This window comes from Kitasatospora purpeofusca (assembly GCF_036010405.1).
In the GTDB taxonomy this organism is placed as follows: Bacteria; Actinomycetota; Actinomycetes; order Streptomycetales; family Streptomycetaceae; genus Kitasatospora; species Kitasatospora purpeofusca.
Genome location: NZ_CP108561.1, coordinates 9,505,076 through 9,531,268, shown reverse-complemented (window position 1 = coordinate 9,531,268; position 26,193 = coordinate 9,505,076). Strand labels below are relative to the sequence as shown.

The following is a 26,193-nucleotide window of genomic DNA, read 5'->3' as shown; positions in this document are numbered from 1 at the left end:
GGCCGCTAATGCTGCTGCTGGTCCGCGGTGGCGGCGCTGGCGACGGCGTCGGCGACGGTGGCCCGGTACAGGCCCAGCTTGGGTGCCCGGACCTTCGCACCGGGGCCGAGCGGGAAGTTCCGCGTCTCGGCGGTCGGCATGTGGTCACCGTCCGCCACCACGTTCAGCTGGTCGACCCCGGCCGAGGCCGCGGTGGATCCGCCGCCGGGGTTGAGGTCGATCACGGCGAACGCCGTGCGCCCGGCGCCGACCGGGTAGGCGGGCGGGCCGCCCAGCCCGCCGGGGACCAGCGGCCTGATGTCCTTGCCGCGGTCGGCGGCGTGCGAGTCGCCCAGGCTGACCAGCGGGAAGTAGCTCAGGCCGCAGGAGTGCGCGCCCTGGTTGCGCACCTCGATCACCCGCTGGCTGGTCGCCTCGGGGCGGGCGGTCACGTGGATCGCGAGGTCCTTGGCGTCACAGGGGTGGGCGTAGGCGTAGGCCTCGTCGACACCTCCGCCGGGCGCGGCCGTCCCACCGGTCGGCGGCGCGGTGGGCGTCGCGGGCGCCGTGGCCTTCGGCGCGGCCGTACCGGGCGCGCCGGTCGCGGCGGTCGCGGCGCCGCTCGGAGCAGCGGCCGGAGTACTCGCCGGAGCGCCCCCCGGTGTTCCGGTCGCGGCCTGCGCCGGTCCCGGGCCACTGGGGTCGTCGGGTCCGCAGCCGCTCACGGCGAGGAGGACGCCGACGAGCGCGGCCGGAACGAGCAGAGTGCGGCAAGCCGACATGGCAGATCCCCCGAGGTCGAAGTACGGACGAGCGGGGCCGCCCGGCACCGCCGTCCGAACCCCGCCGGACAGTACTGCGGCCCGCTCCCCACCCCGGCCCGACGACCCTGCACTCCCGATCCGGCCCGCCGGAGCCGAAGACACCCATACTGACCTGCGAGAACGCTTCCCCTCGACGCCGCCGGACGGGATCTCCCGGAGCCTCCTACCCTCCCTCGCTGCCCCGTCCGCCCCACCGTTCTGCCCCTACCGCGCTCCGGAACTGCCCGTCCGGCACACCGGAGCCACGGACATACGACGCCGCGACGGCCTGCTCCGCTACCGGCACCCGGGCGGAATACCGTTGCCCACAGGCCCGGTGCCCGTGGCACGCTGAGCAGGTGTCGAACACGCTCTACCCCGCAGACCTCACCTGGCACGAGGTCGACCCGGACTGCCACCCCTTCGATCCCGCGTCGGTGGCGCGGGTGGTCCGCTCGCTCGGCCCGGCGCGGAAGGTACCGTCCCGGCCGGACCCCGAGATCGATACGGCCGGGGTCAACTGGGCCCGGGACGTGGCCAAGCCGTGGTCCGATGCCATGACGCACGTACTGGTGGAGCACTACGGCCGGTGGGCGGCGGGGTGGCGCTGGTCGCTCGGCGAAGGGGACCTCGACGGCGGGCCGGTCGGGAGCTGGTGCTGCGCCTCGCACTCGATCACCACCCCGGAGGAGACCGTCGACCGCGTCGTCGCGGCGCTGTGCGAGTGGCGTGGCTGGCTGGAGGACCTCGCGGAGTGGTTCGAGGCCTACCCGCTGGACCCGGAGACCCTGCTCGCGGACCGGATCCGGTGGGAGCGTGCCGCCCGGAACCTGATTCTGCAGGTGGCCGACCGCACGGGCGCCGAAAGCGGCTGGTACGGGCACTGCCTCCAGGTCCTGGGCTGGTTCCTCGGCCGCTGGGGTGTCGCCCCCGAGACGGCCGCGCGGCTGGTGCGGCAGGCGGTCGGCGGCCGGTTCTGCAGCTGGACCGCGCCGGACACCGCCCTGGCGGAGGACATCGCCGAGAAACTTGTCGGCCCGCTGCGCCCGCAGGACACCCGCTGGTCACCGCCGGACCGCGGCCCGCTCCCGGACCACCTGGAGCGCTGGATCGAGGTGCGCGGGAGCGTGCCGTGGCCGGTCGGCGAGGGCAGCGACGACGGTGGACCGGTGACTCCCGCCCGCGACGGGGCGGCGGAGGACTTCCGTTCCTTCGACGCCGCCATCGACCCCGCCCGCGCCGCCGGCCTGCTCACCGCACTGGAGCTGGTGCGGGCGGACGCGGCACGTGGCGCGGTGCTCGACTTCGAGCTTCTGCACCGCTGGCAGCAGCACGTCCTGGGCACTCCCGAACCGCCGCCGCTGCGCACCCGCCCCGCCTTCGCCAAGGGCGGCGACGAGCGCTACGGCATCGGCCCCGACACCCGCGCCCGTCTCGACGCCTGCCTGGCGCAGGCGGACAACGCCCGGCTCTCGCCGGCCGCGAGGGCGGCGAGAGCCCACCTCGATGTCTGCTTCTTCCACCCCTTCGACGACGGCAACGGCCGCGCCGCGCTGCTCACGTTGGTGTTCGTGCTGGCCCGCGCGGGCGTCACGCCCGACTCGGTGGTGCTGATCCGCAGGTTCGGCCGCCGGGCCGACGATCCGCAGGACGCGCTGAACCTGTGCCGTACCGTCGAGTTCTCCATCGGGCAGAGCCGCGCCGCCACCCGGTGACCCGCCGGGCGGCGGGCCCGTCTCAGCGGTCCGGCGTCTGCTGCCTCGCGCGGTAGGCGCGCTTCTTGGCGAGGGCGCCGCAGGTCTTCATCGAGCACCAGCGGCGGGCGCTCGCGCGCGAGGTGTCGACGAAGGGGACCGCGCAGTCGGGGTTTCCGCAGAGGCGGACGTGGGCGCGGTGCTCGGAGGCGCAGAGGGCGATCAGGTCCCGGGCGACCATTGACAGGACCGCCGTGATCCCGTCGCCGTGCCAGCGCACCGTGGTGGCGTCGGGGGCGAGTTCGGGGGTCGACGGCGGTTCGGCGGCGGCGCGGTTGACGAGCGCGATGTCCTCCGGGGCGGGCGGGACGGCGTCCGCCAGGGCCCGGCCGGTCCGGTGGATCGCCTCGCGGAGGTGCCGGGCCCGGTCGAGGTCGGCCCCGGTGCAGGGCGGTGCGACCGCGGTGCAGTCGCTCTCCACCGCCCAGCGGCTCAAGTCCTCGGGCCGGGCCAGCCGTTCGAAGGGCGTTCCGGTGCCCCGGTCGGCCAGCGTGCCGGCGAAGGCGAAGCACAGCCGCGCGTCGTCGAAGCGGAAGTCGGTCTTGGCGCGCTGACGCCCCTCCCGGACGCCGTCCGCGCCATCGGTGCCGTCCGGTGTCGTGTCCTTCAGCTGACCCTTCATGTCCACCACTTTATGCGGTTGACATCGCTCCGAACAAGCGGCTAGCTTCCAGGTCCACCACTTGAACCGGTGGACTTCGCGTGACGGCTCCCCGCTCCACGCGTCTTCACCCCGCAGCACGAGGAGGCCGCGCCATGCGCGCCGCAGTCATCGAGGAACTCCACCGCCCGCTCGTCCTCCAGGACGTGCCCGACCCCGTGTGCCCGCCGGACGGCGCGATCGTGCGGGTCGGGGCGAACGGCATCTGCCGGACCGACTGGGCCCTGTGGGCCGGGCAGTTCTGGACCGGCGGACCTCGGGTCGAGGCCCCGTTCGTGCTCGGCCACGAGTTCGCCGGCACCGTGGTGGAGGTCGGCCGCGACGTCCGGGGGTGGAAGGAGGGGGCCCGCGTCATCTTCCCGATGAATCCCGGAGAGGGCTCCTGCGAGTTCTGCCGCAGCGGCAACCAGCACGTCTGCGAGCACGTGGACTCCCTGGTCCCCGGGGTCTCGTACTGGGGCGCCTTCGCCGAGTACGTCATGGTCCGCTTCGCCGACGTCAACCTGGTGGAGGTGCCCGAGGGCGTCGGCTTCACCGACGTCGCCGCGCTCGCCTGCCGCTACATGACGGCCTTCCACGGGGTCGTCGACCAGGCGCGGGTCCGCGGCGGCGAGTGGGTCGCGGTCTACGGCGCCGGGGGCGGCACGGGGCTCTCGACGGTGGAGATCGCCGCGGCGACGGGCGCCAACGTCATCGCGATCGACATCACCGACGACAAGCTGGACGCCGCCCGCGCGCTCGGCGCGGTCCACACCGTGAACGCCGCCGCGACCGACCCCGTCGAGGCCGTGAAGACCCTGACCGGCGGCGGCGCCCATGTGTCGGTCGACGCCGTGGGCATCGCCGCCGCCTGCCGCAACTCGGTGCTGTCCCTGCGCACCCGCGGCCGCCACCTCCAGCTCGGGCACACCACCGCCGCGGAGCAGGGCGACGTCGCCCTGCCGATCGACGTCATGATGGTCAAGGAGCTGGAATTCGTGAGCGCCTTCGGCATGCAGGGCCAGCGCTTCGGCACCATGCTCAACATGATCGCCGCCGGCCGGCTCAGCCCCGGCCGGATCGTCTCGCGCACCGTCGGCCTCCACGAGGCGAGCGAGGTCCTGGAGTCCCTGGAGACGTACGGGCCCACCGGTGTCGTCGTCATCGACACGTTCAGCGCCTGAACCGTCCTCCCCGCTGATCCCTCCCTCCCGCCCCTCCCCGAAAGCAGGCACCACCATGCCCGAGACCCGCACGCCCGAGATCCGTATTCCTGATTCCCGCAGGCCCGGTACCCGCACGCCCGATTCCCGTCGGCTGATGGACCAGGAGCTGAGCCTGGCCCTCGACGCGGTCCCCATGACCCCCAACGGCGCGTTCGACCTGACCGACCTGGCCACCACGCGCGCGGCCTTCCGCGCCCAGGCCGAATCCGCCGCCGACAGCTCGCCCGCGAACCCGTCGGTCACCGTCGAGGAACACCTCGCGAGGCGAACGGGCCGAGCGGACCGCGCCGACGTCCCGGACGGCCCGGACCGCCTCGACGTCCCGGTGCCGGTCCGCCTGCTGCGTCCCACCACCGCACCGGGACCGCTGCCGGTACTGCTCTGGTTCCACGGCGGCGGCCAGGTGCTCGGCTTCGCCGCCCAGGACGAGCCGTGGCTCAGCGAACTCGCGGCGAGCCTCGGCTGCGCCGTCGCCTCGGTCGACTACCGGCTCGCCCCGGAGACGCCCGCCCCCGGCGCCGCCGAGGACGGCTTCACCGCCTACCAGTGGCTCTGCCGGGAGGCGGAGGCGCTCGGCCTGGACGCCACCCGTATCGGCATCGCCGGCCAGAGCGGCGGCGGCGGGATCGCGGCGGCCACGACCCTCCTGGTCCGCGACCGGGGCGCCGCGGCACCGCTGTTCCAGTCGCTGACGTATCCCATGCTCGACGACCGCAACCGGACCGCGTCGAGCCACGAGATCACCGACATCGGCGTCTGGGACCGCTCGACCAACCTGCTGGCCTGGCAGGCGATCCTGGGCGACCGCGCCGGCACCGAGGACGTCTGCCCGTACGCGGCCCCCGCCCGCGCCGCCGACCTCGCCGAGCTGCCGCCCACGTTCATCACCGTCGGCGACCTCGACTGCTTCCGGGACGAGGACCTCGACTACGCCGCCCGGCTGCGCGCCCAGGGAGTCCCGGTCGAGCTCCACCTCTACCCCGGCGCCTACCACGCGTTCGACCTCATCGCCCCCGGCTCCCGGTTGGCCGCCGCCTTCCACCGGACCTGGTTCGACTACCTCGCCCGCCAGTTCGACGCCGTACCGGTCCCGGCCTGACACCGCGACCGCGCGCCGGGGGCCACCGTGCACGGCCCCCGGCCGGCGGGCCCGGAGAACCGGGTACCGGCGTGGCGATGAGTTTTCCGGTCCCGGCCGGTCTACATCTCGAAGGGACATCCACGCACTCCGGGAGTACAGACATGGGAATCGTCCAGATCGAGCTGTTCGCGACCCTCGACCTCGTCGCGCAGGCACCGGGCGGGCCGGACGAGGACCCGACGGGGTTCCCGTTCGGGGGCTGGCAGGCGCCGCTGCTGAACGAGGTCACCGGGGCGCAGATCATCGCCGCGTACGAGGGCACGGACGCCCTGCTGCTCGGCCGGCGGACGTACGACATCTTCGCCGCGTACTGGCCGCACCAGAAGGACGGCGAGATCGCAGAGCTGTTCAACCGCGTCCCGAAGTACGTGGCCTCCCGGGGCACGCCGGAGCTCCCGTGGGACGGCTCCACGCAGCTCGGCCCGGACCTGGCCGCCGCCGTGCGGGAGATCCGCGAGCGGCACGGGAACGTGAAGGTCGTCGGCAGCCTGGACCTGGTGCAGACCCTGCTGCGGGAGAGGCTCTTCGACCGCCTCGACCTGTGGGTGCACCCGATCGTGCTCGGCGTCGGGAAGAAGGTGTTCGACGGCGGCGCCGTACCCACGAACCTCGCCCTGCTCGAACCGCCGACCGCCGGTCCGGAGGGCACCGTGTACCTGCGCTACGCCCGCACCGACGGCGTCCCCGCGACGGGCGACATGAGCGCGCCCGACCGGGGCCTCGGCCGTGACAGCGACAGCGACGGCCGGTGAGCTGAGATGGCCACCGTCGCCGTCCGCGGCACCGTCCTGGGCATCGAGTCCTTCGGTGACCACGACGCACCGCTCGTCCTGCTCGCCGGCGGGCCCACCATGCTCTCCTGGCCCGACGCGCTCTGCGAGCGCCTCGCCGCCGGCGGGCGCCGGGTGGTGCGCTACGACCTGCGCGACAGCGGGGAGTCGGCGACGGTGGACCCGCAGGCGCCCGCCTACACCCTGCGCGACCTCGCCGCCGACGCCGCCGCCCTCGCCCACGCGCTGGGCGGGGCGCCCGCGCACCTCGCGGGGACCGGCGTCGGCGGGATGGTCGCCCAGGTGGCCGCCCTCGACCACGCCGACGCCTTCTCCGCCCTCACCCTGGCCGGCACCCGCCCGGTCGCCCCCGGCCCGCCCGACGAGGACCTCCCCGACCACGACCGGGCGGTCATGGGCCGATTGTTCGCCCGACCGATGCCCGACTGGAGCGACCGCGAGGCGGTCGCGGAGTTCGCCGCCGACGGCGCGAGCATCCGCGGCGACGACCCCGCCGCCGCGCGCGAACGGGCCGCGCGCATCTGGGACCGCACCCCCGGCACCGCGCCCCCGGTCCAACTGGCCAACCAGCTGGGCACCGTGTTCACCCGGCTCGACTGCGGACCCCGCTGGCGCGAACGCCTGCCCGCGATCGGCCTCCCCGCGCTCGTCGTCCACGGCCGCCACGACCCCCTCTTCCCCCTCGGCAACGGCGAGGCCCTGGCCCGCGAGATCCCCGGCGCACGGCTCCTCGTCCTCGACCACGCCGCCATCGGGATCCCCGACGCCGCGGTGGGCGCGGTCGCGGCGGCGATGCTCGGCCTCGGCACCCCGTCGGACCCCGGACCGGAGGAGCCGCCCACCGATCCGACCTGACGCGCTCCCCCGGGGAAGGACGCGGCGCGGAACCCGCCGGCCGGCCGTGGTGACCGCCGGCACCCCGGAGGCGGAAGAATGGACCGGGTGACCAGCACCCAGCCCCTCCCCCGGGGCCTCACCTCCCTGATCCCCGACGCCCGCACCCGCGCCACCCCCGGCGAGCGCGCCGCCTCCCAGCTCCTCCACCTGCGCGAGGCCACCGTGCCGGTCCCGCTCCTCGCCGCGGCCGCCGAGCTGATCACCCCCCAGCTCACGGACCCCGACCCGGCCACCCAGGAGGCGGCGGCCACCGTTCACGCACTCCTGCTCGCCGCCATCGAGGACGCCTCCCCCGAACGCTAGGACCTGTCCGGCCGATCTGTGACTGCTTGGTGTCCGGGTCGTTGCTGTGGTCATGGGCCGGGGTGATCTGAGTGATGCAGAGTGGGAACGGCTGAGGCCGTTTCTGCCGGTCAGTAATGGGCGTTGTGGCAGGTGGCGGGATCACCGGCAGGTGATCGATGGGATCCTGCACCGGGTGCGGACCGGAGTGCACTGGCGTGATCTGCCCGAGCGGTTCGGGCCGTGGAAGACGGTCTATGAACGGCACCGGCTGTGGTCAGCAGATGGAACCTGGGAGCGTCTGCTCCAGCAGGTCCAGGCTGCGGCCGATGCCGCTGTCGGCAACGGGTGAGATCGACTGGGACATCTCGGTGGACTCCACCATTGTGCGGGCGCATCAGCATGCGGCGGGTGCCCGCGTTGACCCGCCGCCGGAACCTGCCTCAAAAGGGGGACCCTTCAGAAGAACACCAGCACGAGACACGGTGGGAGAGCCTCGTCGCCCGCCTGGTGGAGGTGGCGCTGGGGGTGAGGGCCTGGGCCGCTCGCGCGGTGGGTTCACCACAAAGCTCCACCTGAGTGCGGACGGCCGCTGCCGCCCACTCTCCCTGGTTGTCACGCCGGGGCAGCGGGCGGACTGCACCCAGTTCACGACTGTCCTGGAGAAGATCCGCGTCCCGAAACCCGGGCCGGGCAGGCCCCGCAAGAAGCCCGCCAGCCTCACGGCCGACAAGGCTTACAGCAACGGCCCCTGCCGCCATTACCTGCGACGACGCGGCATCCGGCACACCATCCCGGAGAAAACCGACAGCCACGCCGCCCGCCTGCGCAAAGGCTCACGCGGCGGGCGGCCACCCAGCTTCGACAAAGAGCGGTACAAGAAGCGCAACACCATCGAGCGGGCCATCAATCGGATGAAGCAGCACCGGGCAGTGGCCACCCGCTATGACAAACGCCGCTATGTCTATCTCGGCACCGCCACCGCCGCAGCCCTCATCATCTGGCTCCGCAACTAAGTGACCCGCCGCGCACACCCTGCGGGGGTGAACAGGCGTACAGTGCGCCGGCCGGATTGGTGGCAGCCGACAATCCGAACGGCCTCCTGGACCTCACATCCCACCCGGCGGGCCGTTACGACGGGTCGGGTCAGCCGGAGGAGAGGAGGAACCTGACCGAGCGGAAGTGGAACTTGGCGTCCCGCGTGTCGCCCGGGTGGAGCAGGACCTCCTGACCCTCTTCCCCCGGGTCCTCGCACTTGTCATCGAGGAACATCGCCGCGTCCGCATTGCTGCGGTTCTCGGGCGCGTAGGCATCCACGACGTTTCCGTCCACTTTGGCGACGGTGTAGCACTCATTGAGGTTCGGGAACTGGATCGAATCGGCGGTGGGGTTCTGCGGGTCGCCGTACGTGTAGTCGAGGGATCCGGTAGCCGCCGATGCGGAGTTGGGGAGGGCGACGATGAGTACGGCCGCGCCGATGGCGGCGGTCAGGGCATTGCGAAGACGCATGGTTCAGATCCTTGTGGAACTCGGGAGCCCCGGGATCCTGCCCTTGCCCAGATGCGCAACGACATCGGGGGCCCGGACAAGGATTTCTGACCGCCCCACCGGCGGTCACGCGCACAGAAGACGGACCACTCGATGGGCTGATGGAGAACCGTTCATGCTTAGCCCATCAGGGCAGAGGTCCATCGCCTCCACCCCTGTCGGCAACGGGTGAAACGATTTCAGCCGTTGCCGACACACCCCATGATCCGCCCCAGGAAGCAAGGGCGTCGGCTCATCTCCACTGCACCGAATCCCCCGGCTGGTGGGGCTCACAAGATGCGTGATCGGCCGGACAGGTCCTAGGCGGTCGCCGTCGGCGTCGACGCCCCTCCGGCCCGGACCGTGATCAGCCCGCGTTCGAGGCGTCGGCCCCCTTTGCCGGCTCGGCAGTGACCTGCCTCAGCACAACCGTCGGCGACGGCATGACGGCGTACCAGGTGTTCGCACTCTCGTCGGCGGACGGGGCCCAGGCCGCCACCACGGGAAGTTCGCAGTGGTCGCCGGCCTCCAGCGGAGGCAGCGCCCAGGTCATGCCGTGGTGGCGGCCGAAGTCCACACCCCAGGTGCTGAACGAGCGGTCGTACACCTCGTCCATCAGCGCCGCCCACCGCCCGGGCGCCTCTCCCTTGAGCGCGGCATAGCAGATCGCCTCCTCGTCGTTGCCGCCCACGGTGAGCCGGGTCGTCCCGTCCTCCACCGTGACCGCGGCCAGCGCCTGCCCCCCGTCCCACCCCGCGTCGGCGCCCTCCGGCAGCCGCGCCGGCAGCTCCGCCGAGAACCGCACCCGCCCGATCGGCGCCGTGGCGTCGATCCGCCACACCGCCGCGCGGCAGCCGGACAGCGGCCCCCAGGTATCGGGGTCGAGTTCGGGATCGAACGGGGTCAGCAGCAGCTCGACACTTGCCCCGGGGGTCGTCCAGCGGGCGAGCGTGCGGTCGCCCGGCAGCTGGAACAGCTCATCGGGCAGCGGCGGAAGGACGGTGTTCCCGATCGTCGTGGCGAAGGCCAGCCGGCCGAACGGCGTGTCGACGGACGGTGCAACGGCGGAGCGCAGGCGGACGCGCGGGACGGTGGGGAGCAGCATCGCCCCAGCGTACTGCGGTGCGGCGGGCCCAGATCCGGCAGACAGGACCTGGTCGGCGGCGGTGCCGGTCAGGCCGCGAACCCCAGGCCCAGGGTGACCGCGACGGGGGCGAGGTAGAGGAGCGGGAAGGCCACGGTCTTGTAGGAGCGGGCCCGCAGACAGGTGATCACCGCGCCGAGGAAGTACAGGATCAGGCCGATCGCGGCGGCGACGCCGAGGGCCGGGACCGCCAGGCCGACCAGCAGGCCGGCGGCGCCCGCCAGCTTGGCCAGCGCCAGCGGGCCCCACCACGAGCGCGGCACCCCGTACTCCACCAGCGGCTGGGTCACGAACTCCGCCCGGCGTGCGAGCGAGACACCCGAGAAACCGACCCAGAGCGCACTGACAACGGCGAGAACGACGTAAGCGACAGATATGACGGACACCCCTGATTCGGTCGGGAGGGTGAGGAGGGGCAACGCGGCGGACCGATCCCGGCCCGCCCCGCCGCACCTGCTCGAACACTCCACTGACCCGCCGCCCGCGACAGATGTGACAGCCCCGCAGAAGAATTTTCTCAGGGCCCCTCGCAGTGGCGGCCCGCCGCGGCGAGGGCGCTGCGCCGGATCAGGCCGACTCCCGGGCGGATCAGGAACCAGTACGCCGCGAACCGCCGCCTCGCGCGCGCGTCGGTGCCCTGGATCCGCGTCTCCGTCACCAGCCGTGAGCCGCCGCCGTGTGCGAACACCTCGTGGGAGATCACCGCCTTCGCCCAGCCCGGCTCACCGAACGCCACGAACCCCTCGCCGTCACCCGGTCGCGCCGGCTCGCGCGGCACCGGGTCCCAGAACCGTGCGACCCGGCCCAGCACCAGCAACCGCCCCGGCTCGTCGGCCAGGGTCACCCAGCGGTCGTCCCTGCGGAACAGTTCCGCCAGGGGCACCGACCGGTCCAGGAGGTCGGGGCCCCTGCCGCGCAACCGCGAGGGCAGGGTCCGCAGCGCCAGCAGCAGCCGGGGCAGCGGGAGGTCGGCCAGCGTCACCTTCTGCAGCGCCGCCCAGACCTCCTCCGGCGGCGCCGCCAGAGTGATTCCGTGAACCGTTCGATGCCCGTACTCGGGCAGGAACCGATCCAGCGTCTCGTCCATGGGGAACAGGCCTTTCCGAAGTCCGGAGCCGAGTACGGGGCCCGGCACTCCCGAGCCCGCCGGGCGAGCCGCACACCCGCCGACAGCATGTCGCGCCGCACCCTCAACCACCACTCCCGGCCCGGGAGTTGCCGGAACCGGACACCGGCAGACCCCGCATCCCGGCCCTGCCCACCCGGCCCCGGACACGGCCCCGACCCCGGCGCGGCCGGGTGGGCGGCATGCGAAGGATGGGCGGTTCGGTGTGGTGTGGTGTGGTCGTGCGGGACCCGGGCAGACGCCGGGGGTCCTACCGGCGCGAGGGAAGGGGTTCACCATGGCCGACCCGGCGAAGGGCACGGAGCGAGCGGTACGGCAACCACCACCGGCCGAGGGCCGCCCCGGTGACGGGGTGATCGAGACGGACGTCCCCGCGCGGCTGGACCGGCTGCCGTGGTCCCGCTGGCACTGGCGGATCGTGATCGGACTGGGGACGGTCTGGATCCTCGACGGCCTGGAGGTCACGATCGTCGGCAACATGGCCGCCCGGCTCGCCCAGAGCGGCAGCGGGATCGCCATCTCGACGACCCAGGTCACCACGATCGCGGCCGCCGTGTACGTCGCGGGGGCGTGCAGCGGCGCGTTGTTCTTCGGCTGGCTGACCGACCGGCTGGGCCGCAAGAAGCTCTTCATGGTCACCCTGGCCGTCTACCTGGTGGCCACCGCCGTCACCGCGTTCTCGTGGACCGCCTGGTTCTTCTTCCTCTGCCGCTTCTTCACCGGATTCGGCATCGGCGGCGAGTACGCGGCGATCAACTCCGCGATCGACGAGCTGATCCCGGCCCGGGTGCGCGGCCGGATCGACCTGGTGATCAACGGCAGCTTCTGGATCGGCGCGGCGATCGGTGCCTTCGCCTCCATCGCCCTGCTGAACACCGCCCTGTTCGCGACCGATCTGGGCTGGCGGCTGGCCTTCGGCATCGGCGTGGTCTTCGGCCTGGTCATCCTGCTGGTGCGCCGACACGTCCCGGAGAGTCCGCGCTGGCTGTTCACCCACGGCCGGGCCGAGGAGGCCGAGGAGGTGGTGGCCGAGGCCGAACGGATCGTGCGGGAGGAGTACGGCCGCGAGCTGCCGCCGGTGGAGGGCGAACCGATCCGCATCCGCGAGCGCGGCCCGCTCGGCTTCGGCACCATCGCCCGCACGGTCGTCACCCGCTACCCCCGCCGCACGGTGCTCGGCCTGTCGCTGTTCATCGGGCAGGCCTTCCTCTACAACGCGGTGACCTTCGGCTACGCGGTGATCCTCACCAAGTACTTCGCCGTTCCCGAGGGCGACACCGGCTACTACTTCGCGGTGATCGCGGTCGGCAACTTCCTCGGACCGCTGCTGCTCGGCGGCCTGTTCGACTCCGTCGGGCGAAAGCCGATGATCGCCGGCACCTACATCGGCTCCGGTGTGCTGCTGTTCGGCACCGCGCTGCTCTTCCAGCAGGGCTCGCTGTCCGCCGTCACCATGACCGCCTGCTGGACGGCCGTCCTGTTCCTGGCCTCCGCCGGCGCCAGCTCCGCCTATCTGACGGTCAGCGAGATCTTCCCGCTGGAGACCAGGGCGATGTGCATCGCCTTCTTCTACGCCGTCGGCACCGCCGTCGGCGGCATCAGCGGCCCGCTGCTGTTCAACAGCCTGGTGAGCACCGGGAAGGTCTCCGACACCACCCTGGCGTTCTGCATCGGCGCGACCCTGATGACCCTCGCCGGACTGGTCGAGGCGGCGATCGGCGTCAAGGCGGAACGGCGCAGCCTGGAGTCGCTTGCCGCCCCGCTCGGCGCCGTCGAACCCACCCGGACCACGTAGCGACCCGGTCCACCGGGTGCCGTCGCCGTCCGGGGACGGCTCCGCACGGGTGACGGGCGGTGCGGTGCGGGCCCGATCTCCCGGGCGGCGACTCGGCGCGGTGTCACCATCTGGGGCGTATCCGGCACGATTCGACCGGTTCCCCCTGGAGGATCCCCGTATGAGCCGCCGCACCCACCGCCCCGCCCTCCTCACGGCCCTGGCGCTCGCCGTCGCCCCGCTCGCCGGTTGCGGCGGCGTCGACGCCGGGACCGGCGGGCCCGGCCCGGTGGCCGTCGCGCCCCCGCCGCCCGAGAAGGCCTTCGGCCAGGCCTGCGCGGCGATGCCGGGCGACGGCGCCGGCAGCCTCGACGCGATGGGCCGTCTGCCGGCGCTGGGTGCGATCGACCAGACCAAGGACCTCTCCCAGCTGTCCGCCCTGGTCAAGACGGCCAAGGCGAAGGACATCTTCGACTCGATGGAGAACGTCACCGTCTTCGCCCCGAACGACGCGGCCTTCGCCAAGCTGAGCGAGGACCAGAAGAAGGCCCTCGCCACCCAGCAGGGCGCCGGCGACCTGGTCCGCAAGCTCATCGTCGTCCGCGACCTGCGCAAGGACGACCTCCAGGACAAGCAGTACACCTCGCTCCAGGGCGCCGCGATCAAGGCCACCGGCAGCGGCGAGGACTACCGCGTCGGCGGCGCGCAGGTGCTGTGCGGCAGCATCAGGACGGCCAACGCGAGGCTCGCGATCCTGGACACCGTGCCGGCCTTCGGCTGACGCTCCGCGCGCGGGCACCGGCCCCGGCACGGCGGCCCCGCCCCGTGCCGGGGCCGCTCCGCCCGGGGCCCGTCCACCCTGGGCCGCTCCGCCCGGGCCACTCCACCCGGTTGCGCCGAACGGTGACCGGGATGGGCCGAAAGCGCGGATTCCGGCAGAAAAGACGACTGACACGTCATCAGGTCGTCCCAATGAGCGCTCCTTCTCGGCAATCTCTGATCCCATCTGCGGATATTCGCCTGATTTGTCGTGTTTGTCCGCCCAGCTGTGCCCGTGCGTGCACGGTCGCGAGAGGAGACGCCGGATGGCCCCGGTGAGGTCGTTGCTCGGCGGTCGGTTCCGGACGGCGATGCGCGGTGCGCTCGCGCTCCTGTGCCTGGTCCCCCAGGGCGGACTGGCGCTCGCCGCCGCCCCTCCCGCCTACGGCCCGCAGGGCCTGCCCCGGGAGCAGCGGGCCCTGACCGCCTGCACACCGACCGGCAGCTTCACCAACTGCGCCCGCGTCACCTACAGCGGCGGCGACCAGACCTTCACCGTGCCGGCCGGCGTGACCGCCGTCTACGCCCGGGTGTTCGGCGCCGGCGGCGCGGGCTCCCCGCGCGCCTACTACACCGGCCAGTACGGCGGCGGCGGTGGCGGCTACACCACCGGAACCCTGGCGGTGACGCCCGGTCAGGCACTGACCCTCACCGTCGGCCAGGGCGGCCGGCTGAACAGCACCACCTCCTCGTACGGCGGCGGCGGCGCCGGCGGTCAGGGCTACACGGCCGCCAACGGGTCCAACGCGACCGGTGGCAGCGGCGGCGGCATGAGCGCCGTGTGGAACGGCGCCTCCGGCACCAACCCGCTGGTCGTGGCCGGTGGTGGCGGCGGCTCCTCCCCCGGCGCCGACGCCACCACCCCGGCGGCGGGCGGCGGCGGTGGCAGCAACGGCGGCCAGGACAACCAGCCCGCCGCCTCCGGACGGGGCGGCACCCAGAGCGCCGGCGGCGCCGCCGCCACCCAGACGACGTGCGCGGCCGCCACCGCCGGAGCCCAGTACCAGGGCGGCCGCGGCGCCCCCAGTCCGCAGAACGAGGGCGGCGGCGGCGGTGGCGGCGGCTACTACGGCGGTGGCGGCGGCGCCTGCCAGCGCGGCGGAACACTCGAAGCCAACGGCATGGGCGGCGGCGGCTCCGGTTACAACCGCGGCACCGGCGTCACCAACACGCAGACCGCCAACGGCACCAACAGCAGCGGCAACGGCGTCGGCGGCACCTCGGGCGGCCGCAGCGACGCCCAGTACACCAGCGGCAGCGGAATCGGCGACGGCGGCGGCTACACCGACGGCGGCAACGGCGAGATCGTCCTCGAGTGGGTCACCCAGGTCGGCCTGTCCGTCAAGAAGACCGCCTCCCCCACCACGTACGTCCCGGGGCAGCGGCTCACCTACACCTTCGTGGTGAGCAACGCCGGACCCGCACCGGCCGTCAACGCGGCCGTCCGTGACGCGCTGCCGTCCGCGCTGTCCGGGTTCACCTGGACCTGCGCGTCCGGTGGCACCGGCAGCAGTTGCGGCGCCGCGAGCGGCACCGGCAACCTGGACACGACGGCCAGCATCGCGGCCAACAGCTCCGTGACGTACACCGTGACGGGCATCGTCCCGTCGGCCACCACGGGCACCCTGTCGAACACCGCGACCGTGACCCGCCCGGCCGCCAGCACCGACCCCAACTGCGGGCCGACCTGCTCCAGCACCGTCGACACCCCCGGGCGCGCCACGACCGGCCTGTCGGTGACCAAGACCCCCGACAAGAACCCGTACGTGCCCGGCCAGCCGCTCACCTACACCATCGTGGTCAAGAACGACGGCCCCTCCGACGCCATCGGCACCTCGGTCAAGGACACCCTGCCCACCACGATCCGGAACTTCTCCTGGACCTGCACCGCCGCCGGGGGCGCCAGCTGCGGCAGCCCGGCCTCCGGCACCGGCGACATCAACACCACCGTCGACCTCCCGGCGGGCAGCCAGGTCACCTACCGCCTCACCGGCACCGTCCCGGCCGACGCCACCGGCTCCCTCGACAACCGGGCCACCGTCACCCCGCCGGGCGGCGCCACCGACCCGAACTGCTCCCCCAGCTGCACCAGCACCGCCAACCCCGTCCCGCCCGGCAACCAGGCCAACCTGGTCGTGTCGAAGACCCTGCTGACCAGCCCCGTGGTACCCGGGCAGCAGATCAAGTGGCAGGTCAAGGTCACCAACAACGGCCCGTCCCGGGCCCGCAACGTCGTGGTGACGGACCAGGTCCCGGCCGGCGTGACCGCGGCCAGCATGGCCAACGACCAGGACGCCGCCGCCTGCCCGATCAGCGGCGGCACCGCCACCTGCCCCGCCGTCGAGATCCCGGTGAACGGCACCGCCAGCTGGACCCTCACCGGCACGCTGGACCCCAACGCGACCGCGACGCCGACCAACACGGCACTGGTGACCGGCGGCCCCGACCCGTCGGCCTCCACCCGCACCGCGGTCGCCTCGCCGACCGCGAGCCCCTCGCCGCAGGCCAACCTCACGATCTCGAAGACGCTGCTGACCAACCCGGTCGTGCCCGGCGCGCAGATCCAGTGGCGGGTCACGGTGACCAACAACGGCCCGTCCCGGGCCCGGAACGTGGTCGTGACCGACCAGGTGCCGGCGGGCGTCACCGGCGCGACGATGCGCCAGGGTGTCGACGGGGCCGACTGCCCGATCAGCGGCGGCACCGCCACCTGCCCGGCGGTCGAGATCGCGGCAGCCTCCTCGCAGACCTGGACCCTCACCGGGACCCTGGACCCGAACGCCACCGTGACACCCACCAACACGGCGGTGGTCACCGGTGGCCCCGACCCGGGGGCCACGGCCCGCACCGCGGTCGCCTCGCCGACCGCGAGCCCCTCGCCGCAGTCCAACCTCACCGTCTCCAAGTCGCTGCTCACCAGCCCGGTCGTGCCCGGGCAGCCGGTCCAGTGGCGGGTCACGGTGACCAACAACGGGCCGTCCCGGGCGCGGAACGTGGTCGTGACCGACCAGGTGCCGTCCGGCGTCAGCGGCGCGACGATGACCGCCGACACGGGCGGGGCCAACTGCCCGATCAGCGGCGGGGTCGCGACGTGTCCGGCGGTCGAGATCCCGGCCGGCTCCTCGCTCAGCTGGACCCTCGCCGGGACCCTGGACGCCAACGCGACCACCACGCCGACGAACACGGTCACGGTCACCGGCGGCCCCGACCCGGCGGCGTCCACCCACACGGCTGTGGCATCACCTTCGGGCTCGCCGTCGCCGCAGGCCAACCTCAAGGTCAGCAAGTCCCTGGTGACGAACCCGGTGGTGCCCGGGCAGCGGATCGAGTGGCGGGTCGACGTCCTCAACTCCGGTCCGTCGCGGGCCCGGAACGTGGTCGTCACCGACACCGTCCCGGCCGGGGTGAACAACCCCGTGATGACGGCGCCGGACGGCACCACCTGCCCGATCAGTGGCGGCGTCGCGACCTGCCCGGGAGTCGAGATCCCGGCCGGGCAGGCGCTGAACTGGACCCTCACCGGCACGCTGGACCCGAACGCGACGGCGACTCCGACGAACACGGTGACGGTCACGGGCGGCCCGGACCCGACCGCGTCCACCCACACCGCCGTGGCCTCGTCCTCGGGCTCACCGTCGACGCAGGCCAACCTCACCGTCACCAAGGTCCTGCTCACCGAGCCGGTGGTCCCCGGCCGCCAGATCCAGTGGCGCGTCACCGTCACCAACAACGGACCCTCGCGCGCCCGGAACGTGGTCGTCACCGACACCGTCCCGGCCGGGGTGAACAACCCCGTGATGACAGCCTCGGACGGGACCGGCTGCCCGATCAGCGGCGGCGTCGCGACGTGCCCCGCGACCGAGATCCCGGCCGGCTCCTCGCAGACCTGGACGCTCACCGGCACACTCGCCTCCGACGCGACCTCGACGCCCGTGAACTCGGTGACGGTCACCGGCGGCCCGGACCCGTCGGCCTCCACCCGGACGGCGGTCGCTTCGCCGACCAACTCGCCCTCGCCGCAGGCCAACCTGACGGTCTCCAAGGTGCTGCTGACCAACCCGGTCGTCCCCGGACAGCAGATCCAGTGGCGGGTCACCGTGACCAACAACGGTCCGTCGCGGGCCCGCGACGTGATCGTGCGGGACCAGGTGCCGGCGGGCGTCACCGGCGCGACGATGACCGCCGACACCGGCGGGGCCAACTGCCCGATCAGCAGCGGCGTCGCCACCTGCCCGGCCGTCGAGATCCCGGCCGGCTCCTCGCAGACCTGGACGCTCAGCGGGACCCTCGACCCCAACGCGACCACCACACCGGCGAACACGGTCACGGTCACCGGCGGCCCGGACCCCGCGACGCCGACGCACACGGCCGTGGCATCACCCTCGGGCTCGCCGTCGACGCAGGCCAATCTGACCGCGTCGAAGGTCCTGCTCACCGACCCGGTCGTGCCCGGCCAGCAGATCCAGTGGCGCGTCACCGTGACCAACAACGGTCCGTCGCGGGCCCGCGACGTGATCGTGCGGGACCAGGTGCCGGCGGGCGTCACCGGCGCGACGATGACCGCCGACACCGGCGGGGCCAACTGCCCGATCAGCGCCGGGGTCGCCACCTGCCCGGCAGTCGAGATCCCGGCCGGCTCGTCGCTCAGCTGGACGCTCAGCGGCACGCTGGCCCAGGACGCCACGGTCACACCGACCAACACCGCGACCGTCACCGGCGGCCCCGATCCCGCGACCCCGACGCACACCGCCGTCGCCAGCCCCAGCAACTCGCCCTCGCCGCAGGCAAATCTGACCGTTTCGAAGGTCCTGCTCACCAACCCCGTCGTCCCCGGACAGCAGATCCAGTGGCGCGTCAGCGTCACCAACAACGGACCCTCCCGCGCCCGGAACGTGGTCGTCACCGACCGGGTGCCGGCCGGGGTCGGCAACGCCTCGATGACGGCAGCCGACGGCACTCCCTGCCCCATCAGTAGCGGTACGGCGACCTGTCCGGCGGTCGAGATCCCGGCCGGTCAGACGCTCACCTGGACGCTCACCGGCACGCTCGACGCCAACGCAACCGTCACGCCCACCAACACCGCGACCGTCACCGGCGGCCCCGACCCCGCGACCCCGACGCACACCGCCGTCGCCCCGCCGACCAACACGCCCTCGACACAGGCGAACCTCACCGCATCGAAGGTGCTGCTCACCAACCCCGTTGTGCCGGGCCAGCAGATCCAGTGGCGCGTCAGCGTGACGAACAACGGCCCCTCGCGCGCCCGGGACGTCGTCGTCACCGACGAGGTGCCGGCGGGTGTGACCGGCGCCAGCATGAAGGCGGACGCAGACAACACGCCCTGCCCGATCAACGGCGGAACGGCGACCTGCCCGGCGGTCGAGATCCCGGTCGGACAGACACTGAGCTGGACGCTCACCGGAACCCTGGCCCAGGACGCCACGGTGACGCCGACCAACACCGCGACGGTCACGGGCGGCCCTGACCCCGCCACACCCACGCACACCGCCATCGCATCGCCGACCAACTCTCCGACGTCACAGGCCAATCTGACGGTGTCGAAAGTGCTGCTCACCAACCCCGTCGTGCCGGGCCAGCAGATCCAGTGGCAGGTGAGCGTCACCAACAACGGACCCTCCCGGGCGCGGGACGTCGTGGTCACCGACCAGGTACCGGCCGGGGTCGGCAACGCCTCGATGAAGGCGGACGTCGGCGGAGCCAACTGCCCGATCGCCAACGCTCTCGCGACGTGTCCGGCAGTCGAGATCCCCGTCGGCCAAACGCTGACGTGGACGCTCGCCGGCACACTCGATGCGAACGCGACGGCGACTCCGGCCAACACCGCGACGGTGACCGGCGGACCGGATCCCGCGACCCCGACCCACACCGCCGTCGCCACGCCCACCAACACACCCTCGACGCAGGCCAACCTCACCGCTTCGAAGATCCTGCTGACCAACCCGGTCGTCCCCGGCCAGCAGATCCAATGGCAGGTGAGCGTCACCAACAACGGACCCTCCCGGGCACGGGATGTCGTCGTCACCGACACCGTTCCGGCGGGCGTGACCGGCGCCAGCATGAAGGCGGACGCAGACAACACGCCCTGCCCGATCAACGGCGGAACGGCGACGTGTCCGGCCGTGGAGATCCCGGCCGGCGCCTCGATGACGTGGACGCTCACCGGCACACTCGACGCCAACGCGACCACCACGCCCACCAACACCGCAACCGTCACCGGCGGCCCCGACCCCGCCACACCCACACACACCGCCGTCGCCAGCCCCAGCAACTCGCCCTCGGCGCAGGCCAATCTCACCGCGTCGAAAGTCCTGCTGACCAACCCCGTCGTCCCCGGGCAGCAGATCCAGTGGCAGGTAAGCGTCACCAACAACGGACCCTCCCGCGCCCGCGACGTCGTCGTCACCGACACCGTTCCGGCGGGCGTGACCGGCGCCAGCATGAAGGCGGACGCAGACAACACGCCCTGCCCGATCAACGGCGGAACGGCGACGTGTCCGGCGGTCGAGATCCCGGCCGGCGCCTCGATGACGTGGACGCTCACCGGCACACTCGACGCCAACGCGACCACCACGCCCACCAACACCGCAACCGTCACCGGCGGCCCCGACCCCGCCACACCCACACACACCGCCGTCGCCAGCCCCAGCAACTCGCCCTCGGCGCAGGCCAATCTCACCGCGTCGAAAGTCCTGCTGACCAACCCCGTCGTCCCCGGGCAGCAGATCCAGTGGCAGGTAAGCGTCACCAACAACGGACCCTCCCGCGCCCGCGACGTCGTCGTCACCGACACCGTTCCGGCGGGCGTGACCGGCGCCAGCATGAAGGCGGACGCAGACAACACGCCCTGCCCGATCAACGGCGGAACGGCGACGTGTCCGGCGGTCGAGATCCCGGCCGGCGCCTCGATGACGTGGACGCTCACCGGCACACTCGACGCCAACGCGACCACCACGCCCACCAACACCGCAACCGTCACCGGCGGCCCCGACCCCGCCACACCCACACACACCGCCGTCGCCAGCCCCAGCAACTCGCCCTCGGCGCAGGCCAATCTCACCGCGTCGAAAGTCCTGCTGACCAACCCCGTCGTCCCCGGGCAGCAGATCCAGTGGCAGGTAAGCGTCACCAACAACGGACCCTCCCGCGCCCGCGACGTCGTCGTCACCGACACCGTTCCGGCGGGCGTGACCGGCGCCAGCATGAAGGCGGACGCAGACAACACGCCCTGCCCGATCAACGCTGGAACGGCGACGTGTCCGGCGGTCGAGATCCCGGCCGGCGCCTCGATGACGTGGACGCTCACCGGCACACTCGACGCCAACGCGACCACCACGCCCACCAACACCGCAACCGTCACCGGCGGCCCCGACCCCGCCACACCCACACACACCGCCGTCGCCAGCCCCAGCAACTCGCCCTCGGCGCAGGCCAATCTCACCGCGTCGAAAGTCCTGCTGACCAACCCCGTCGTCCCCGGGCAGCAGATCCAGTGGCAGGTAAGCGTCACCAACAACGGCCCCTCCCGCGCCCGCGACGTCGTCGTCACCGACACCGTTCCAGCCGGAGTCAACAACCCGGCCATGACCGCCGCCGACGGAACCAACTGCCCGATCAACAACGGCACCGCGACCTGCCCCGCCGTCGAGATCCCCGCCGGGCAGACCCTCACCTGGACCCTCACCGGCACACTCGACGCCAACGCAACCGTCACGCCCACCAACACCACAACCGTCACCGGCGGCCCCGACCCCGCCACCCCGACCCACACCGCCGTCGCCAGCCCCACCAACACACCCTCGACACAGGCGAACCTGACCGTGTCGAAGGCGCTGCTGACCAACCCGGTGGTCCCCGGGCAGCAGATCCAGTGGCGGGTCAGCGTCACCAACAACGGACCCTCCCGGGCCCGCGACGTCGTCGTCACCGACACCGTTCCGGCCGGTGTGACCGGCGCCAGCATGAAGGCTGACGCCGACAACACGCCCTGCCCGATCAACGGCCGTACGGCGACCTGCCCGGCGGTCGAGATCCCCGTCGGGCAGACCCTGACCTGGACCCTCACCGGCACGCTGGCGCAAGACGCCACGGTCACACCGACGAACACCGCCACGGTCACCGGCGGTCCCGACCCCGCCACACCCACCCACACCGCAGTGGCCTCCCCCACCAACACGCCTGCACCGCAGGCCAACCTGACCGTCTCCAAGACACTGCTCACCAACCCCGTCGTCCCCGGCCAGCAGATCCAGTGGCGCGTCACCGTCACCAACAACGGCCCCTCCCGCGCCCGCGACGTCGTCGTCACCGACCGGGTGCCGGACGGGGTCGGCGGGCCGAGCATGACGGCCGGCGACGGGAGTGTCTGTGCGATCGCGGACGGGACGGCGGTGTGCCCGGCGGTCGAGCTGGAGGTCGGTCAGACGGTCTCCTATACGCTGAGCGGCACTCTGATGCAGGACGCCACCGTCACACCGACCAACACCGCCACAGTCACCGGCGGCCCCGACCCCGCCACACCCACACACACCGCCGTCGCCTCGCCGACCGCAAGCCCCGAACCGCGGGCGAGCCTGACCGTCGCCAAATCGCTGCTGACCGACCCGGTCGTTCCGGGTGAGGTCGTCCAGTGGCGGGTGACGGTGACCAACAACGGTCCGTCCAAGGCGCGCAACGTCGTGATCACCGATCGGATCCCGAACGGGGTCTCCGACGCAGTCCTCCAGTCGGACGCCGACGCGTCCGCCTGCCCGATCAGCAACGGTCTCGCGACCTGCCCGGCGATCGAGCTGGAGGTCGGACAGACCGCCTCGTACACGCTGACCGCGACGCTCGCCCCGGACGCGACCGTCACGCCGGCCAACACGGTGGTGGTCACCGGCGGGCCCGACCCGGCCACACCCACACACACCGCGGTGGCCTCGCCGACCGCCGTGCCCACACCGCAGGCGAACCTGAGCATCGCCAAGTCGCTGGTGACCAACCCGGTCGTCCCCGGGCAGCAGATCCAATGGCGGGTCACGGTCACCAACCACGGACCCTCGCGGGCCCGGAACGTGGTCGTCACCGACGCCGTCCCGGCGCAGGTCAACGGCGCGGCCATGACCTCGGACGCCGACGGGACCAACTGCCCGATCACCGGCGGGACGGCGACCTGCCCGGCCGTGGAGATCCCGGCCGACGGCAGCGTCTCCTACACCGTCACCGGGACGCTCGACCCGGCGGCGACCAGCACCCCGGTCAACGTGGCCGTCGTCACCGGCGGACCCGATCCGACGGCGACCGCCCACACGGCGACCGCGCAGGCCAGCGAGACGGTCGAGCCCCGGGCGAGTCTCACCGTGTCGAAGGCGCTGCTCACCGACCCGGTCGTGCCCGGCGAGACGATCGCCTGGCGGATCAGCGTGACCAACAACGGGCCGAGCGTAGCCCGCGATGTCATGGTGAGCGACCGGATCCCGGAGGGTGTGGTCGGCGCCTCGCTCTCGCCGGACGCGACACGGGCGGCGTGTCCGGTCACGGGCGGCACGGCCGTCTGCGCGCCGGTCGAGATCCCGGTCGGTGGGACCGTCACCTACACGCTGAGCGGGACGCTGGCGCAGGACGCCACGGTCACGCCGACCAACACGGTGGTGGTCACCGGCGGACCCGACCCGGCCACGCCGACCCACACCGCCGTCGCCTCACCGACCGCAAGCCCCGAACCGCAGGCGAAGCTGACGGTCTCCAAGGTGCTGGTGACCGATCCGGTGGTACCGGGACAGCAGATCCAGTGGCGGGTGACCGTGGTCAACAACGGTCCGTCGCGGGCCCGGAACGTCGTCGTCAGCGACCGGGTCCCGGACGGGGTGTCGGGGGCCTCGATGGCGTCGGACGAGGACGGCACCGCCTGCCCGATCGCGGACGGGACCGCCACGTGCCCGGCGATCGACCTGGAGGTCGGGGAGACGGCCTCGTACTCGCTGAGCGGCACGCTGGCGCAGGACGCCACGGTCACGCCGGCCAACACTGTGGTGGTCGCCGGCGGACCCGACCCGGCCACGCCGACCCACACGGCGGTGGCCTCACCGACCGGTAGTCCCGAGCCGCAGGCCAACCTCGTCGTCGCGAAGGTCCTGGTCACGGACCCGGTGGTGCCGGGGCAGCAGATCCAGTGGCGGGTCACCGTCACCAACGACGGGCCCTCGCGGGCACGGAACGTCGTGGTCACCGACCCGGTGCCCGCAGGGGTCGACGGCGCCTCGATGACGGCGGACGACGGCACCGCCTGCCCGATCACGGACGGCACCGCCACCTGCCCCGCCGTCGAGCTCGCGGCCGGAGAGACGCGGACCTGGACCCTGACCGGCACGCTCCACGCCGGCTCCACCGTCACGCCGACCAACACCGTGACCGTCACCGGCGGGCCCGACCCGGCCACGCCCACGCACACCGCCGTCGCCAGCCCGTCGGGAACACCGGTGCAGGAGGCCCGCCTCTCGGTCTCCAAGGCGCTGCTGACCGATCCGGTCGTGCCCGGGCAGCGGATCCAGTGGCAGGTCTCGGTGACCAACCGGGGCCCGTCCGTGGCCCGTGACGTGGTGGTCGCGGACCGGGTGCCCGCAGGGGTGAACGGCGCCTCGATGGCGGCGGACGACGGCACCGCCTGCCCGATCACCGGCGGGACGGCGACCTGCCCGGCCGTCGGGATCCCGGTCGGGGAAACCCGGACCTGGACCCTGACCGGCACACTGGACGCCGCGGCCACCGTCACGCCGACCAACACCGTCACCGTCACCGGCGGGCCCGACCCGGCCACGCCCACACACACCGCCGTCGCCAGCCCGTCCGTCCAGCCGGTGCTCCAGGCGCACCTGACCGTCGCCAAGGTGCTGGTGACCAACCCGGTCGTGCCGGGTGCCCCGGTCGAGTGGCGGGTGACCGTGACGAACGACGGGCCCTCCCTGGCCCGGGGTGTCGTCATCACGGACCGGATCCCGGCCGGGGTGCTGGACGCCTCGGTGACGGCGCAGGACGGCACCGTCTGCCCGATCGCGGACGGGACCGCCACCTGCCCGGCCGTCGAGATCCCGGTCGGCCGGACGCTCGCCTGGACGGTGAAGGGGACGCTCGACCCGGGCGCGACCGTCACACCGACCAACACGGCGGCCGTCACGGGCGGCCCCGACCCGGCCACGCCGACGCACACGGCCGTCGCCTCGCCCTCGGAGTCGCCCTCGGCGCAGGCGCGGCTGAGCGTCGCCAAGGTCCTGCTGACGGACCCGGTCGTCGCCGGGCAGCGGATCCAGTGGCGGGTGACGGTGACCAACCACGGGCCTTCGCGGGCGCGGAACGTCGTGGTCACGGACCGGGTGCCCGCAGGGGTGAACGGCGCCTCGATGACGGGCGACGACGGTACCGCCTGCCCGATCGCGGACGGGACCGCCATCTGCCCGGCCGTGGAGATCCCGGTCGGCGGAACGGCGGGCTGGACGCTCACCGGCACGCTGGACGCGGATGCCACGGCCGTCCCGCTCAACACGGTGGTGGTGACCGGCGGGCCGGACCCGGACGCGACCGAGCACACGACGGTGGCCAGCCCGACCGTGCCGATCACCGTGCGGCACGACCTGCTGCTCACCAAGCACGCGACGCCGGCGGACCCGAAGGCCGGTGACCGGGTCACGTACACCGTCACCGCCACCAATCGGGCCAGTGGCACGTACTTCGGCGCCGTCGTCACCGACGACCTCTCCGGGGTCCTGGACGGAGCGGTCTACGGTCTCGACGCCCGCGCCGACACCGGGCGGACGTCCTACGCGGCGCCCCGGCTGACGTGGACGCTGGACCTCCGGCCCGGAGCGACGGCGACGCTCAGCTACACCGTCACCGTGAAGCCCGGGGCGGGTGGCACGACGCTCGTCAACCGGCTCTCCGCCGACGGGTCCAACTGCACCGGTAGCGGGACCGTCAATGGCGGCGAGGTCGGGGCGCGGCGGGCGGCGGCGGTGAGCCCGAGCGGCAACTGCTCGACCACCACCACGGTCCGCAAGCTGCCGAGCCCAAGTCCCAGCCCGACCACCCGGCCTCCGCTGCCGCCCACCGGCAGCGGCAGCCCGAAGCCGGCGCTGCTGCTCACCGTGCTGTTCCTCGCCCTCGGCGGCCTGCTGGTGGCGGCGCGGCGCTCCCGCCGCTGACGTCCGCCGAACATCGCCGGGCGGTCGGCTCTGCCGGCCGCCCGGCGGTCGTTCGCGGCGGCGCGACCCGGCGGTCGGGCGCGACGCCGCCGCGCG

15 protein-coding genes and 1 pseudogene are annotated in these 26,193 nt (G+C 73.1%); 10 read left to right on the top strand and 6 right to left on the bottom strand.

Annotated elements, in window-relative coordinates:
- Nucleotides 1-5: 5 nt before the first annotated feature.
- A complete protein-coding gene (locus OG715_RS41180) occupies nt 6-761 on the bottom strand; it encodes a DUF4232 domain-containing protein (RefSeq protein ID WP_266272061.1) in 756 nt (251 codons plus the stop codon).
- A gap of 380 nt (nt 762-1,141) precedes the next feature.
- Between OG715_RS41180 and OG715_RS41175 the strand changes: the two genes are divergently transcribed.
- Complete coding sequence (locus tag OG715_RS41175; RefSeq protein WP_266272062.1) at nt 1,142-2,497, top strand: Fic family protein; 1,356 nt, start codon at nt 1,142-1,144, stop codon at nt 2,495-2,497.
- A 22-nt stretch (nt 2,498-2,519) separates the two neighbouring features.
- On the opposite strand, the gene OG715_RS41170 is transcribed toward OG715_RS41175, so the two are convergent.
- The gene (locus tag OG715_RS41170; protein WP_266272063.1) at nt 2,520-3,158 is read right to left on the bottom strand and encodes a CGNR zinc finger domain-containing protein; all 639 of its coding nucleotides are present in this window, start codon (nt 3,156-3,158) and stop codon (nt 2,520-2,522) included.
- Between the two features lie 134 nt (nt 3,159-3,292).
- On the opposite strand from OG715_RS41170, the gene OG715_RS41165 reads away from it, so the two are divergent.
- The 6 genes and pseudogenes from OG715_RS41165 (at nt 3,293) to OG715_RS41140 (ending at nt 8,529) form a co-directional block, all read left to right on the top strand.
- Nucleotides 3,293-4,360, top strand: coding sequence for an alcohol dehydrogenase catalytic domain-containing protein (locus tag OG715_RS41165; RefSeq protein WP_266272065.1), 1,068 nt, complete (start codon nt 3,293-3,295; stop codon nt 4,358-4,360).
- A gap of 136 nt (nt 4,361-4,496) precedes the next feature.
- Complete coding sequence (locus OG715_RS41160; RefSeq protein WP_266272066.1) at nt 4,497-5,501, top strand: alpha/beta hydrolase; 1,005 nt, start codon at nt 4,497-4,499, stop codon at nt 5,499-5,501.
- Nucleotides 5,502-5,644: 143 nt separating this feature from the next.
- Nucleotides 5,645-6,295: a dihydrofolate reductase family protein gene (locus OG715_RS41155; RefSeq protein WP_266272068.1), complete on the top strand. Its 651-nt coding sequence runs from the start codon at nt 5,645-5,647 to the stop codon at nt 6,293-6,295.
- A 6-nt stretch (nt 6,296-6,301) separates the two neighbouring features.
- Nucleotides 6,302-7,189, top strand: a complete 888-nt coding sequence (locus tag OG715_RS41150) for an alpha/beta fold hydrolase (RefSeq protein ID WP_266272070.1) — start codon at nt 6,302-6,304, stop codon at nt 7,187-7,189.
- 87 nt (nt 7,190-7,276) lie between these two features.
- A complete protein-coding gene (locus OG715_RS41145) occupies nt 7,277-7,534 on the top strand; it encodes a hypothetical protein (RefSeq protein WP_266272071.1) in 258 nt (85 codons plus the stop codon).
- 52 nt (nt 7,535-7,586) lie between these two features.
- A pseudogene (locus tag OG715_RS41140) lies at nt 7,587-8,529 on the top strand (IS5 family transposase).
- A 130-nt stretch (nt 8,530-8,659) separates the two neighbouring features.
- Here OG715_RS41140 and OG715_RS41135 read toward each other — a convergent pair.
- From OG715_RS41135 to OG715_RS41120, 4 genes are all read right to left on the bottom strand, one after another.
- Entirely contained in the window at nt 8,660-9,022 is a 363-nt protein-coding gene (locus OG715_RS41135; RefSeq protein WP_266272072.1) for a hypothetical protein, read from the bottom strand.
- A gap of 385 nt (nt 9,023-9,407) precedes the next feature.
- Complete coding sequence (locus OG715_RS41130; RefSeq protein WP_266272073.1) at nt 9,408-10,145, bottom strand: hypothetical protein; 738 nt, start codon at nt 10,143-10,145, stop codon at nt 9,408-9,410.
- Between the two features lie 68 nt (nt 10,146-10,213).
- Nucleotides 10,214-10,570, bottom strand: a complete 357-nt coding sequence (locus OG715_RS41125; RefSeq protein ID WP_323182185.1) for a DoxX family protein — start codon at nt 10,568-10,570, stop codon at nt 10,214-10,216.
- Nucleotides 10,571-10,701: 131 nt separating this feature from the next.
- Nucleotides 10,702-11,271, bottom strand: a complete 570-nt coding sequence (locus OG715_RS41120) for a hypothetical protein (protein ID WP_266272074.1) — start codon at nt 11,269-11,271, stop codon at nt 10,702-10,704.
- Nucleotides 11,272-11,587: 316 nt separating this feature from the next.
- Here OG715_RS41120 and OG715_RS41115 point away from each other — a divergent pair, with 316 nt between their 5' ends.
- The 3 genes from OG715_RS41115 to OG715_RS41105 all read left to right on the top strand — a co-directional run bounded on the left by OG715_RS41115 (nt 11,588) and on the right by OG715_RS41105 (nt 26,097).
- Complete coding sequence (locus OG715_RS41115; RefSeq protein ID WP_266272075.1) at nt 11,588-13,105, top strand: MFS transporter; 1,518 nt, start codon at nt 11,588-11,590, stop codon at nt 13,103-13,105.
- 160 nt (nt 13,106-13,265) lie between these two features.
- Nucleotides 13,266-13,865 (top strand): fasciclin domain-containing protein, encoded by a 600-nt coding sequence (locus OG715_RS41110; protein ID WP_266272076.1) that lies wholly within the window; start codon nt 13,266-13,268, stop codon nt 13,863-13,865.
- 304 nt (nt 13,866-14,169) lie between these two features.
- Nucleotides 14,170-26,097: a DUF7927 domain-containing protein gene (locus OG715_RS41105; RefSeq protein WP_327064188.1), complete on the top strand. Its 11,928-nt coding sequence runs from the start codon at nt 14,170-14,172 to the stop codon at nt 26,095-26,097.
- Nucleotides 26,098-26,193 lie beyond the last annotated feature (96 nt).

Coding starts and splice junctions, on each gene's coding strand:
- OG715_RS41180 (WP_266272061.1), bottom strand. CDS start 761: ATGTCGGCTTGCCGCACTCTGCTCGTTCCGGCCGCGCTCGTCGGCGTC.
- OG715_RS41170 (WP_266272063.1), bottom strand. CDS start 3,158: ATGAAGGGTCAGCTGAAGGACACGACACCGGACGGCACCGATGGCGCG.
- OG715_RS41165 (WP_266272065.1), top strand. CDS start 3,293: ATGCGCGCCGCAGTCATCGAGGAACTCCACCGCCCGCTCGTCCTCCAG.
- OG715_RS41160 (WP_266272066.1), top strand. CDS start 4,497: ATGGACCAGGAGCTGAGCCTGGCCCTCGACGCGGTCCCCATGACCCCC.
- OG715_RS41155 (WP_266272068.1), top strand. CDS start 5,645: ATGGGAATCGTCCAGATCGAGCTGTTCGCGACCCTCGACCTCGTCGCG.
- OG715_RS41150 (WP_266272070.1), top strand. CDS start 6,302: ATGGCCACCGTCGCCGTCCGCGGCACCGTCCTGGGCATCGAGTCCTTC.
- OG715_RS41135 (WP_266272072.1), bottom strand. CDS start 9,022: ATGCGTCTTCGCAATGCCCTGACCGCCGCCATCGGCGCGGCCGTACTC.
- OG715_RS41130 (WP_266272073.1), bottom strand. CDS start 10,145: ATGCTGCTCCCCACCGTCCCGCGCGTCCGCCTGCGCTCCGCCGTTGCA.
- OG715_RS41120 (WP_266272074.1), bottom strand. CDS start 11,271: ATGGACGAGACGCTGGATCGGTTCCTGCCCGAGTACGGGCATCGAACG.
- OG715_RS41115 (WP_266272075.1), top strand. CDS start 11,588: ATGGCCGACCCGGCGAAGGGCACGGAGCGAGCGGTACGGCAACCACCA.
- OG715_RS41110 (WP_266272076.1), top strand. CDS start 13,266: ATGAGCCGCCGCACCCACCGCCCCGCCCTCCTCACGGCCCTGGCGCTC.
- OG715_RS41105 (WP_327064188.1), top strand. CDS start 14,170: ATGGCCCCGGTGAGGTCGTTGCTCGGCGGTCGGTTCCGGACGGCGATG.